Genomic DNA, 12,464 nt, shown 5'->3' with positions numbered 1-12,464 from the left:
CTCAGGCCCCGTCGAGCAGCCGCACGTGGATCGACGGCGCCCTCCGCGGGACGGCTCGCTCGAGCACCTCGCCCATCCGCAAGAGGAGGTGCTCCTCCCAGGGGCGCCCCATGAGCTGAATGCCGATCGGGTGCCCGCTCGCGCCATACCCGCCGGGCACGCTGATCGCCGGGTTGCCGGTGAGGTTGGCAGGAAACACGAACCGCATGAGCCCGCTCGTCACATCGAGGTTGCTCTCGCCGCGCGGGAGCACGTCCTCGGCGATACGCGGCGCCGTGAGCGCGGTCGTCGGCGTGACGAGGACGTCCACGGCCTCGAACACGCGGGCGAGGTGCCGGGAAAAACGGGCGCGCACCTTCTGGGATTGCACGTAATCGACGCCCGTGAGCGCTCGACCGATCGCCAGGTTGATCCGCACGCCGAGGCTGAACGATCGCCGGTGCTCGGCGTCGTATCGCGCCATGCACGAGGCCATCTCGCAGAGAATGGTGATGCCCTGCGCGACGCGGGCGCGGTCGAGCTCGGGGATCTCGACCTCGACGACACGCGCGCCCCGGGCGCGGAAGATGTCGAGCGCGCCCTCGGCGGCGCGGACGATCTCGGGCGTGGCATGCTCGAACCAGGGGCGGTAGACGCCGATCCGCACGCCCTCGAGGTCGTCCCGGCCGAGGCCTTCGAGGTGGGGCGGGGGCTGATGGAGCGAATTCGGATCCCTGGGATCGGGGCCGGCGATGAGGGCATACGCGAGCGCGACGTCGCGCACCGTGGCGCCGAGGGGGCCGACGTGGCCGACGCTCGCGCACAGGGGAAAGGCGCCGTGCTCGCTGATGCGGCTCCAGGTGGCCTTGAGCCCGACGACGCCGCAGAGCGCGGCCGGGATGCGGATCGAGCCGCCGCCGTCGGCGCCCAGGGAAATGGGGCAAAACCCCGCCGCCACGCTGGCGCCCGAGCCGCTCGACGATCCGCCGGTGTAATGGCCCGGCGCATAAGGGTTCGTCGGGGTGCCGTGGTGGGCATTGAACCCCGAGGTGTCGATGCCGATCTCGTGCATGTTGACCTTGCCGAGGATCAACGCGCCGGCCTCGCGCAGGCGGCGGACCGTGGTGGCGTCCTCGCCGGCCCGGTCCCGGAAGATCCGCGTGCCCACGGTGGTGTGATATCCCTCGACGTCGAGCTCGTCCTTGATCGAGACGGGGACGCCGTCGAGCGGGCCTCTCGGCGCGCCGCTGCGATATCGCTCGCGGGACTCCCGCGCGGCGGCGAGCAGGCGATCGGCATTTCGCTCGATGAACACCCGGAGCGGACGCTCGCCGCCGTCGAGGCGCTGGGCGGCTTCGAGGAAACGCTCGGCGACCTTCACCGGATCGGAGCGGCCTTCGCGGTAGGCGGCGACGAAGTCCGCGGCCGACTCGAAGGCGAATCCGGTTGTTTTCGGGGCCAAACGCGCGAGGGCATCGAGGTCCGGGGGCGGCGCGGCCTGGGCCGTGAGGCTCGCGGGGCGCGGCAGGTCCGGCGCGACGGAGGGCGCCTCGTGGAGGGCGGTGACCCGGAGATCCAGGATGCCGAGGTCCTTCAGGAGCTTCTGCCCGATGAGGTGCCCCGTGGCCGGGTTTTCGAGGGCGAGCGCTGCGGCTTCGAGCGCGAGGCCGGTCATGCGGGGGGCATGGGCGGTCTTGAGATCGTACGTCATGAGGAGAACGCTCCGGGGCGAGGGGGGCGAATCCTAGGCCATGGGGGCCTGGTTTGCAGCAACGAACCCGTCCGCGAGGCCGGGAGGAGCCCTGCGACGACGCGCCTGCGCTCTCGCCCACATTCCGGTCCTCCCCTCACGCCTCGCGCAAATCTTGCGACGGGACATGCAAGCGGTGCGCGTCACGTTCGATGCGTCGCGCGCCCGGCGGAAGAGCGCCGCCAACACACGTGATCTCGATGCATGCCTTGCGCTCGCGCCCGCGCACGGTCCTTGCTCTGAGGCCCCGTTACGAAAGGGAACGAGGCAACATGCAGCCGACTGCACGACCTGAAAAAAAGAGTCCGTTCCGAGGGCTGTGGCTCACGCTCGCGACCGTCATCCTGGCGTCCTTCGCAGTGCTCGGGTACTACGGGTGGCAGATTCATCAAAAAGCGCCTCCGCTGCCGGCGCGCGTCGTCGCGGACGACGGCGCGGTGCTCTACACGCAGAGCGACATCCAGGATGGCCAGAACGTCTGGCAATCCATGGGCGGGCAGGAGGTGGGATCGATCTGGGGGCACGGCGGTTATCAGGCCCCCGATTGGTCCGCGGACTGGCTGCACCGCGAGAGCACCCACCTCGCCGACAGCATCGCTCGGGCCGAACACGGGGCGGCCTTCGATACACTCGACCCCGTGAAACGCGCCGGCGTGCAGGCCATGGTGCAGGCCGAGCTCCGCACGAACACGTACGACCCCGCGACCGGGGATCTGCGTATCTCGTCGCGCCGCGCCGCCGCCATCAAGGCCACGGCGAGCCATTACGATGGGCTGTTCGGCGCGGACACGTCGCTCGCCTCGCTGCGCGAGGCGTACGCGATCCCCACGAACAGCGTGCCCGACGTCGAGCGGCGTCGCATGATGAACGCCTTCTTCTTCTGGGCCTCGTGGTCCTGCGTGACCGAGCGCGTGGGCGAGCCCGTCACCTACACCAACAACTGGCCCCCCGACGAGCTCGTGGGCAACCGCGTGACCGCGCCGATCGTGATCTGGTCGATCGTGAGCTTCGTCCTGCTGCTCGCCGGCATCGGCGGGATGGTATGGTATTTCGCGGCGAAGCAACACGAAGAGGAGCCACCTCCGTCGCTGCTCCCCGGCCGTGATCCCTTGCTGCAGCTCCAGGCCACGCCCTCGATGAAGGCCACGGTCAAGTATTTCTGGGTCGCCGCGGCGCTCTTCATCTTGCAGGTCGGCCTCGGGGCCGTGACGGCCCATTACACCGTGGAGGGGACCGGGTTTTACGGCATCCCGCTCGCGGAGATCCTGCCTTATGCCGTCACGCGGACCTGGCACATCCAGCTCGCGATCTTCTGGATCGCGACGACCTGGCTCGCGACCGGCCTCTTCATGGCGCCGGCCGTGGGCGGCGACGAACCGCGCTACCAGCGCGCCGGCGTCAATTTCCTCTTCGTCTGCCTGCTCATCATCGTCGTCGGCTCCCTGGGTGGGACCTGGTATTCGACGCGGCAGCGCATGGGGCTCGAGGCGAGCTTCTGGTTCGGCCACCAGGGCCTCGAATACACGGACATCGGCCGGTTCTGGCAGATCTTCCTCTTCGTGGGCCTCGTCCTCTGGCTCGTCCTGATGGTGCGCGCGCTCATGCCCGCGCTCCGGCGCAAGGACGACCAGCGGCCCCTCGTCGGCCTCTTCTTGCTCTCGTCCCTCGGCATCGCGATGTTTTATGCCGCGGGCCTCATGTGGGGCCGCCACTCGCACCTCTCCATGGTCGAGTACTGGCGCTGGTGGGTCGTGCACCTCTGGGTCGAGGGCTTCTTCGAGGTCTTCGCGACCGTGATCATCGCCTTCCTCTTCGTCCGGCTCGGCCTCGCCAGGCCCCGCGCCGCGAGCCGCGCCGTGCTCTTCTCGACGATCATCTTCCTGAGCGGCGGCGTCATCGGCACGTTCCACCACCTCTACTTCTCGGGCACGCCCACCGCCGTCCTCGCGCTCGGCGCCGTGTTCAGCGCGCTCGAGGTCGTGCCGCTCTCGCTCATCGGGTTCGAGGCCTACAGCAACCTGCGGCTCGTGCACCTGCGCCCCTGGGTCCAGAGCTACAAGTGGCCCATTTACTTCTTCGTCGCCGTGGCGTTCTGGAACCTCGTCGGCGCGGGCCTCTTCGGCTTCATGATCAACCCCCCGATCGCGCTTTATTACATGCAGGGGCTGAACACGACGCCCGTGCACGGGCACACGGCCCTCTTCGGCGTCTACGGCATGCTGGGCATCGGCCTCATGCTCTTCTGCCTCCGCGGCCTCTTCGCGCGGTTCGCCTGGAAGACCGGCGTCATCGCCTTCGCGTTCTGGGCCATCAACATCGGCCTCGGCCTGATGGCGATCGTGAGCCTCTTGCCGGTCGGCGTCATGCAAGCCATCGCCAGCGTGGAGCACGGGATGTGGTACGCCCGCTCGGCCGAGTTCCTCCAGACGCCCGTGATGGAGAAGCTCCGGTGGTCGCGTGTCCTCGGCGATACCATCTTCGCCACGGGGATCCTCGCCCTCGGATACTTCCTCCTCGGCCTCGTGACCGGCTGGTCGCTCGTGAAGCAAGAGGCCCCGAAAGAGGGGACCTCGACCCCGCCGCCTCCGCTCGACGACGCCCCTCCCATGAGCCTGCCGCCGAACACGCTGCGCGGCGCGTCCTGACAGACCCGAAGGACCTGCGCGCCCTCGCGCAGGTCCTGCAGCGGCCTCCCCTCCCGCAATCACGAAATCGCTCGTTCTCGCGTCGGCGCGGACCTTGCACCTCGCTCCGCCCATGAACGACGCGACGACCCAGAGGCAACCCAGGCGCTCCCATGGCACGCGGGTGCGGGAGATCATGACGCGCAAGGTCGTGACCATTCAGGAACACGAATGCGTGGCCCTCGCCGAGCAGTTGATGGCCCAGGGGGGCATTCGCCATCTGCCCGTGATGCGCGGCGAGGCGCTCGTCGGCCTCGTCGGCGATCGAGACATCCTCGGGTTGGTCTCCGACGGTCCCCTGCTCGACATGCCCGTGCGCGACGTCATGGCCGCTCCCGTCGAGACGACCGGGCCGGACGAGGGCGTCGACGAGGCGAGCGCCCGGATGGCGGCGCGCCGCATCGATTGCCTCCCCGTGCTCGAAGACGGCAGGCTCGTGGGCATCTTGACGAGCACCGACGTCCTCGCCGAACGGGGACGGCTCGCGCACAAGGGCGCGGCCGGCCCGACGCCCCTACCCCTGGCGCGCGACGTCATGCACCGCCGCGTGATGACGATCCGCAGCGATCTGCCGCTCCGCGAGGCCATCCAGGTGCTCGTCGGCTCGGGGCAACGTCATTTGCCCGTCGTCAACGAGGTGGGGCGCGCGGTCGGGATGTTCGGCGATCGGGAGCTCCGCGCCTCGGTCGGCGACGCGGCTGCCATGCTGAATGGGGACGACGCGGCGCTCGACGTCGAGGGCAAGGTGGTCAGCGAGGTCATGCGGCCGGGCGCGCTGACGGTCCCGCAGGACGCCTCCGTCATCGAGATCGCCGACAAGATCCTCGACGAACGGCAGATGGCGCTCTGCGTGCTCGACACGTCCGAGCGCATCGTCGGCATCATCAGCTACGTCGACGTCCTCGCGGCGCTCGTCGGGCGCAAGGCGCGCGAGGTGAAGGCGCCGTAGGCTCGGGCGAGCGCGCGCGATTCTACCTGCAATCGGCGAACACCTCGCGGTGGAGCGTTTCGCCGAGCTTCTCGTGCCCCTTCGGGCCGAAATGCAGGCCGTCCTTGAACGGCGCCTCGTATTCGGGGCAGAGCCGGTTCGGGTTGCCACACGAGAGCAGCGCGAAGGCGTCGACCACGTGATCGACCTCGCCCGCGAGCTTGCGCGCGCGGATCCAGTCGTTCACCTGGGCCGTGGCCGCGGCGCGTTTGTCGTTCCAGTACCGGGAAAAACCACCCCAGGGCGCGACGGTCATCGCGACGACCTGCATCTTGCGCCCTTTGGCGAGGGCGTACATGCCCGCGAGGTCGCCCTGGATGAGCTTCGGCGTGCGGAAGGCCGTCTCGTCGCTGTAGAGATCGTTCACGCCGCCGAAGACGATGACGTGCGTGTAAGCGGGTTTGTCCGAGGGCGGAGGCTCGCCGAGCACGTCACGCGCGAAGCGCCGGTGCATCTGGTTCACCATCTGTCCGCCGATGCCAAAATTGTCGAATCGGCTCTCGGGGCAACGCTCGCGCAGGTAATCGAGGAATTTCCCGCCGTGGGAGCGGGCATCCGTGAGAGAATCGCCGATGGCCGCGACGACGTAGGCGCGACGGGAATCGGGGGCCGAAGCGGAATCGGGGGCCGAAGCGGAGGCGGACGCGGGCGCGGGGCCCTTCTCCGCGAGGGGCGAGCTCTTCGGCTTGGAGGCGCTCTCCGCGCAGCCGGCAAGGCAGGCAAAAGCGGCGAGAAGGAGCTTCTCGGCGAGGGGAAAACGCATCGGCATCCTATCGTGGATCTTATCACGAGAAAGCGGCCTCAGCCACGCGCGATCGGCCCCTTGCCGTCCCCCTCGAATCCTCCCCACGTTCCCCGCGAACATCCAGAGGAGGGTTTTCCATGGTTGAACGGCATTTCGTGCTCGGCGCGACGCTCGCGGCGGCGCTCGTCCACGCAGGCGCTTCGCGCGCCGAGGCGAAGAGGGCCGCGGCCACGCTCCACGACGCCCAGGGAAAGGACGTGGGGACCGTGTCGCTCGAGGAGACGCCGAACGGCGTGCTCATCCGCGGCGAACTCGCGGGGTTGCCCCCCGGCGCCAAGGGGTTTCACATTCACGACAAGGGCGCCTGCACGCCGAACTTCGAGGCCGCGGGAGGCCATTTCAATCCGACGGGCGCGGCCCACGGCTTCGAAAGCAAGGCCGGCCCGCACCTCGGCGATTTGCCGAACCTCCACGTGCCGGCGAACGGGCGCGTGACGGTGGAGGTGTTCGCGCGCGGCGTGACGCTCGGCGAGGGGCCGACGAGCCTCGTCGCGGGCGACGGCACGGCCATCGTGGTGCACGCCGGCGCAGACGACTACGAGACCGATCCCGCGGGCGCAGCCGGCGCGCGGCTCGCCTGCGGCGTCATCCGGCCGAGCGCCAAGTAATCGACGTGGGCACGCGCGTGCCCACCCGACCTTCCGCTCCGTCACCCTTTCGAGGTCGAAATCCTGCTAGCCCCGCCCGCCCGAGTTGCGCTACGAAGGACCGAGGGCGGGAAGGCGCAGGATGCGATCGATGAAACGTACGTTTTCGATGACGATTTCCCTCGGGCTCGCGCTGGGCGTCGTGGCGTGTGGGAGCGGGCAAGCGCCGCCTCCCCCGCCCCCGCCGCAGCCGGTTGTCGCGCCCCCGCCTGTCGCGACCGCGCCCGCGCCTCCTCCGCCCGCGCCCACGGCTGCGGCCGAGCCCGCGCCCGGCAAGTACACGACCGAGATCGTCATCCACCAGGCCGAGATCCACGGCAAGGTCAAGCTGAAGGCAGGCAAGAAGCTGCTCATCGAGCCCCTCGTCGCGACCAGCCAAACCGTCCCGCAGAAGGGCAACAAGGCCGAGGTCTTCCGCGTGGTCGGCAAGGACGGCGCCGAGAGCGACTGGCTGCTCGTCGCCGAGGGTGAGGTCGGCGAGACCTGGGTGCAGGGCAAGAGCGTCGAGGTCACCGTGCTCGACGAGAAGAAGGACGCCCTCGTCAACGGCCAGAAGGCCTTCCATTTCGCCCCGGGGACGATGGTGCGCGTGCGCTGGCAATGGTGAGCCCGGCCGGGTTGACGTGACGAGCCGCGCCACCCCATACTCCGCGCCCTCGTAACCCCGTCAAGGAGACCGCACGTGTCGCATCCCCCGCTCACGCACCTGTCCGAGGAGGAGACGCTCTTCCGCGACTCGGTGCTCGATTTCGCGAAGAAGCGCGTCGCGCCGCTCGTCAGCGAGATGGACGAGAAAGGCGCGCTCGATCCCTCGCTCCTGCCTCCCCTCTTCGAGCTCGGCCTCATGGGCGTCGAGATCCCCGAGAACTACGGCGGCGCCGGCTCGAGCTTCTTCAACGCGATCCTCGCCGTCGAGGCGCTCGCCGTCGTCGACCCGAGCGTGAGCGTGCTCGTGGACGTGCAGAACACGCTCGTCGCGAACGCTGTGCTGCGCTGGGCGAACGACGCGCAGAAGGAGAAGTACCTGCCCCGCCTCTGCAAGGACTGGGTCGGCTCGTACGCGCTCAGCGAGTCGGGCAGCGGCTCCGACGCCTTCGCCCTGCAGGCCCGCGCGACGCAGAAGGACGGCCGCTGGGTGCTGAACGGTCGCAAGCTCTGGATCACGAACGCGAACGAGAGCTCGCTCTTCCTGGTCCTCGCGAACGTGGACCCGAGCAAGGGCTACCGCGGCATCACGGCCTTCCTGGTCGAGCGCGGCTTCCCTGGCTTCTCCGTGGGCAAGAAGGAGAACAAGCTCGGCATCCGCGCGTCGAGCACGTGCGAGCTCGTCCTCGAGGACTGCGAGGTCCCCGCGGAGAACGTGCTCGGCGAGGTCGGCAAGGGTTACAAGATCGCGATCGAGACGCTGAACGAGGGCCGCATCGGCATCGGCGCGCAGATGATCGGCCTGGCGCAGGGCGCCTTCGACCAGGCGATGCGGTACATGGGCGAGCGCAAGCAGTTCGGCCAGTCGATCGCGAGCTTCCAGGGCATGCAGTTCCAGTACGCCCGCGTCGCGACGGAGATCGAGGCCGCGCGGCTCATGGTCTACAACGCCGCGCGGCGCAAGGACGCGGGCCTGCCCTTCGTGAAGGAGGCGGCCATGGCGAAGCTGTTCTCGTCGGAGGTCGCCGAGCGCGCGGCGTCGATGTGCGTGGAGTTCTTCGGCGGCGTGGGCTTCACGAAGGAGTACCCCGCGGAGAAGTTCTACCGCGACGCGAAGATCGGCAAGATCTACGAGGGCACGTCGAACATGCAGCTCGCCACGATCGCGAAGCTCCTGCAGAGCGAGTACGAGGCGAAGGGATGACCGTCTGCCCCCGCTGCGGCGCGCGAGCGACCTACGTGGGGATCGTGACGGTGGAGTGCGCGACCGAGGGCTGCCCGAACTTCCGGCAGCCCCCGCCCGCGCCTCCCGCGGCCCCGCCCGAGACGAAGGAGGGAGACGGCGCCGAGAAGTCTCCCGAGGACGAAGAGCTGCTCACCTCGATGCTCGAGGGCGGGTTCTTCTAGCCGGGTTTGTCAACACCCTTCTTCGGCGTCACCACCTCGCGAGCCCCGTCGACGGCTCAGTCCCTGCCACTCACCTTGCGATTTCGACTGCTCGCGGGCGTGGTCTGGTTCGTCTCGAGATAAAAGACGAGGTCCTGCGGGAGCTGGAACGTCGTGCCCGCCGGCAGATTCACGTACAACGAGAGGCGGTACGTCAGAAACCACGTCGAGGTCCCCGGGAACAGGGACATCTCTGCCCGCCCCGACCAGGAGATGGGCCGCTTCAGCCCGCCGTCCCGGCTGACGTGACAGGTGAAGTAGAGGTCCGGCAGCACGGGCGGCGGCGTCGCCTCGCTCGACGAGGTGATCTGCGAGTAATACGTGAAGACGTTCTCCCCGTCCGAGAGCTCGGTATTCGCGGGGAGCTTGGCCCAGAAAGAGAGCGATCTCGCGCCCTTGTACACCCCGGGACGAAGGGGCTTGGCTTCGCTCTCGCCGGCCCCGGGATCGTCCTCGTTTCCGACCACGATGCGCCGGAGGCTGTAGGCCGTGACCACGCCCTCGAAGGTCCCGGCGGCGGGCGGCTCCCCACGATATCCGACGCTGCAGAACGTGTTGCCATACGCGAGATCGCTCCCGGCGTCGAAGAACTCGTCCTGGATGTTCATCAGGGTGACGAACGGGTATCCACCCGTGTGCTTGAAGGATTTCCGCCCCGAGAGCTGCACGCCCTGTGCTTCGAGATATCCGTCGCGGAAGGTCAGGCCCACGTTCCCGATGCTGTGCGTCCAGACGCCGGTGTGGCAATCGGAGACCCAGAAGCTCGTGACCGTCTGCAGGGTCGAGTTTCCGTACGCGGAGAGGAATCGATAACCGGTCGTCACCCCCGCCGCGCTGGTGCGCTCGACGAGGTTCGTGAAGCAGGCGCGTCCGGCGGCGATCGGCGCGCCGTCCGCGTCGAGGCCGTCGGCGTCGGAGAACAAGAAGCCGACCGATCCCACCGACATGGGCTGCCGCGGCGATGCCGTCATGTTTCCCAGCACCGCGACGCCGCGGACGACGCCGTACCAGACGCTCGAAAAATCGACGCCGATCACGTTCGGTCGCGTGGTGGCGATCCGGATGCCGAGGTTCTCCACCGAGAAACCGTAATTGTCCACGTTTCGTGATGCGGCGCGGATGACGGCCCTCGAGCCGGTGGTGTTCGCCGCGAAGCCCGTCGTCGTGATCAGCGTCGCTGCCGCCACGCCATTCACGCCTGCCGCGGTGGGGCCGCGCAGCGTGAGGTGGCCGTATCCCTTGATCTCGTCCGAGACGCGGTAGACCCCCGGCGGAAACAGGACCGACGCAGCGGTGTTCGGGTTCGATGCGGCATGCCGGGCGGCCTCGATCGTGTTTTGAATGGCGATCGTATCATCGGCGATGTTGTCGCCCCGCGCGCCGAACCACTTCACCGAGTACTCGAACCTGTCGAAGACGCGCTTCCAGCATCCCTGACGGGGCATCGCGTTCGGGACGATGAGCGTCCCACCATCGTCTGCGGTGGTGATGTCTGCGTCCCAGACGAACATCCCGCCGCCACCATCGCCGGGGGCGGCGTGACCGGCCAATATGACGGCGGCCCCGTCCTTCCAGGTGAGGCTCCTCAGGTCCACCATCGAATCGACGAGACGAATACGGGTATCGCTGGGCATGAGCGTGCCCTCCGAGGGCCCCGCGGAGCGGAACCCAAAGAAAGTGGCGGTCAAGAAAGGAACCAGTCCTCTCGGCCTCACGCGACTCCACGCGCATGAAGCACAATGGACCGGGGACCTGATTACATGGACCGCACGAATTCGACTGTCAAGCCAGCGCGGCAGACAGGCGATATTTCATTCGATTACGAGTCGATATTCGTCCGGGACGCCGCCCCCACGAGCTAGCCCGGCAGCCGCTTGATCGGCGGCGAGAACCGCGACGTCACCCACCGCGCGATCCGCGGGAACAGGAGCGTCACGCCATACGAGCGCGGATACACGACACGCGCCTTCTTCCGCTCGACGGCCCGCACCACGAGCCGCGCGAGCTCGTCGGCCGTGCCGACCGGCGAGAGCTTCGACGTGAACGTCGGCTCGTACTTCTCGTAGCCCTTGCGCCCCATGTCCGTGTCCACCGGCCCCGGATACACCGTGACCACGTGCACGCCCGTGCCCCGCAGCTCGCCCCGCAGCCCCTCCGACGCATTCGCCAGCGCGCCCTTCGAGGCATTGTAATAATACATGCCCGGCATGGGCGTGATCGCCGCCAGCGACGCGATGTCGACGATCGCCCCGCTCCCCCGCGCCATCATGCCCGGCAAGACCGCGCGCGTGAGCCGGAGCGGCGTCAGCACGTTGAGGCGCAGGAGCATCTCGCCCGCGTCGACCGCGGCGAGCTCGGTCGGCTCGATGTGCTGCACGCCCGCGTTGTTCACGAGCACGTCGATCGGCCCGAGCTCCGCCTCGGCCGGCGCGATCCAGTCCGTCGCGCGCTCCGGGACGGAGAGGTCCGCCTGGTGCAGGAAGGCTCGACCCGAGAGCTCACGCGCGATCGCGTCGAGCCGCTCCTTGCGCCGCGCGACGAGCGACAGGACCGCGCCCTTCGCAGCGAACGCGCGCGCCAGGGCCTCCCCGATGCCGACCGACGCACCCGTGATGGCGACGTGCATGGCGAGGGCCTTACTACGACCACGCCGCCGATGCACGTCAGGCCATGATCGTGACCATCCGGAACACCGGCGCCGCGAGCGCCTCGTCCCCGCGCACCACGGCCCGCGCCCGCGCCTCGGCCGGCTCGAGCCCCTTCGTCCAGAGCCGCCACGCGCTGTCCGCGTCGAGCTCCACCGTCGTCACGGCCGGCGTCTCCCGCGTGGTCACGAGCTCCCAGCGATCGGCGGCTCGCGCGAGCTGCCACGTCCCGCCCGCCTCCCCGGTGATCACGAGGTCGACCCCCGCCCCGTCCGCGGCCGGGACATCCCGGTAGGCGTGCGGCGCGCCTCGCAAAAAGGTGTCGATCACCGGATGCAGATGACGACGCTCCGTGAGGCCCGGCCGGCCCACGGCGTCGCGGATCTGCTGCTGGTGATGCCATTTTTCCGTGTATTCGCGGGCCACGTCGAACCAGTTCTGCGACCACTCCTCGCCGGCCCACGCCACGCTGAAGATCGCCGGCCCCTCGGGGTCGAGGCCCTCGAAGAGCGCGGCGACCTCCTCGTCGGCGCGGCGGAGCATCTCCATGAGCACGCGCGGCGAGAGCCTGCGCGCCGCCACCATCCACTCCGAGTTGAGCCGCTGGACGAACCCCACCATCGCCTCGAACGTGCGCATCTCGGGCGCCGGGATCACGTGCCCGTCCCGCTGGAACGACAGGCGCCGGAGCGAGCCGTCGAGCAGGTGCGCCACGAGGTCCTTCACGTCCCGCGTCGCGTGGACCGTCGGCTTCGTCCAGTCGTCCGGGCCGAGCGAGGCGAGCAGATCGTGGAGGGCGGAGCAGACTTCGCGGAAGAGGTGCGCGGTGGCGAGGGGGGGCAGAGGCGTCACGAGGGACGACTCTACCCCCGTTC

General features: G+C 68.9%; 11 protein-coding genes. 6 read left to right on the top strand and 5 right to left on the bottom strand.

Annotation, left to right across the window (positions count from 1 at the left end; all coding sequences use genetic code 11):
* Window position 1: 1 nt before the first annotated feature.
* Window positions 2-1,690 (bottom strand): amidase, encoded by a 1,689-nt coding sequence (locus GF068_RS14640; protein ID WP_153820019.1) that lies wholly within the window; start codon window positions 1,688-1,690, stop codon window positions 2-4.
* 311 nt (window positions 1,691-2,001) lie between these two features.
* Between GF068_RS14640 and GF068_RS14635 the strand changes: the two genes are divergently transcribed.
* A complete protein-coding gene (locus GF068_RS14635) occupies window positions 2,002-4,374 on the top strand; it encodes a nitric-oxide reductase large subunit (RefSeq protein ID WP_153820018.1) in 2,373 nt (790 codons plus the stop codon).
* Between the two features lie 112 nt (window positions 4,375-4,486).
* Window positions 4,487-5,362 carry a CBS domain-containing protein gene (locus GF068_RS14630; protein ID WP_153820017.1) on the top strand — a complete coding sequence of 292 codons (876 nt, stop codon included), beginning with the start codon at window positions 4,487-4,489 and terminating at the stop codon, window positions 5,360-5,362.
* Window positions 5,363-5,384: 22 nt separating this feature from the next.
* On the opposite strand, the gene GF068_RS14625 is transcribed toward GF068_RS14630, so the two are convergent.
* Window positions 5,385-6,164 carry a GDSL-type esterase/lipase family protein gene (locus tag GF068_RS14625; protein ID WP_170319488.1) on the bottom strand — a complete coding sequence of 260 codons (780 nt, stop codon included), beginning with the start codon at window positions 6,162-6,164 and terminating at the stop codon, window positions 5,385-5,387.
* Between the two features lie 119 nt (window positions 6,165-6,283).
* Here GF068_RS14625 and GF068_RS14620 point away from each other — a divergent pair, with 119 nt between their 5' ends.
* From GF068_RS14620 to GF068_RS14605, 4 genes are all read left to right on the top strand, one after another.
* A complete protein-coding gene (locus GF068_RS14620) occupies window positions 6,284-6,814 on the top strand; it encodes a superoxide dismutase family protein (RefSeq protein ID WP_153820015.1) in 531 nt (176 codons plus the stop codon).
* 148 nt (window positions 6,815-6,962) lie between these two features.
* Complete coding sequence (locus tag GF068_RS14615) at window positions 6,963-7,460, top strand: hypothetical protein (RefSeq protein WP_153820014.1); 498 nt, start codon at window positions 6,963-6,965, stop codon at window positions 7,458-7,460.
* A gap of 75 nt (window positions 7,461-7,535) precedes the next feature.
* A complete protein-coding gene (locus tag GF068_RS14610; RefSeq protein WP_338046388.1) occupies window positions 7,536-8,702 on the top strand; it encodes an acyl-CoA dehydrogenase in 1,167 nt (388 codons plus the stop codon).
* On the top strand, window positions 8,699-8,905 hold the full coding sequence (locus GF068_RS14605; protein WP_153820013.1) for a hypothetical protein: 207 nt from the start codon (window positions 8,699-8,701) through the stop codon (window positions 8,903-8,905). Before GF068_RS14610 ends, GF068_RS14605 begins: the two co-directional genes overlap by 4 nt.
* 56 nt (window positions 8,906-8,961) lie before the next feature.
* Here the strand turns inward: GF068_RS14605 and GF068_RS14600 are convergent, their stop codons facing one another.
* The 3 genes from GF068_RS14600 to GF068_RS14590 form a co-directional block, all read right to left on the bottom strand.
* Window positions 8,962-10,578, bottom strand: coding sequence for a glycosyl hydrolase family 28-related protein (locus GF068_RS14600; protein WP_153820012.1), 1,617 nt, complete (start codon window positions 10,576-10,578; stop codon window positions 8,962-8,964).
* A 224-nt stretch (window positions 10,579-10,802) separates the two neighbouring features.
* The gene (locus GF068_RS14595; protein ID WP_153820011.1) at window positions 10,803-11,570 is read right to left on the bottom strand and encodes an SDR family NAD(P)-dependent oxidoreductase; all 768 of its coding nucleotides are present in this window, start codon (window positions 11,568-11,570) and stop codon (window positions 10,803-10,805) included.
* Window positions 11,571-11,607: 37 nt separating this feature from the next.
* Window positions 11,608-12,441 carry a maleylpyruvate isomerase N-terminal domain-containing protein gene (locus tag GF068_RS14590; protein ID WP_206079478.1) on the bottom strand — a complete coding sequence of 278 codons (834 nt, stop codon included), beginning with the start codon at window positions 12,439-12,441 and terminating at the stop codon, window positions 11,608-11,610.
* Between the last annotated feature and the right edge of the window lie 23 nt (window positions 12,442-12,464).

This window comes from Polyangium spumosum (assembly GCF_009649845.1).
GTDB classification, from domain to species: Bacteria; Myxococcota_A; Polyangia; order Polyangiales; family Polyangiaceae; genus Polyangium; species Polyangium spumosum.
The sequence above is the reverse complement of the archived record's forward strand: the minus strand, read 5'-3'. Positions and strand labels throughout refer to the sequence as shown.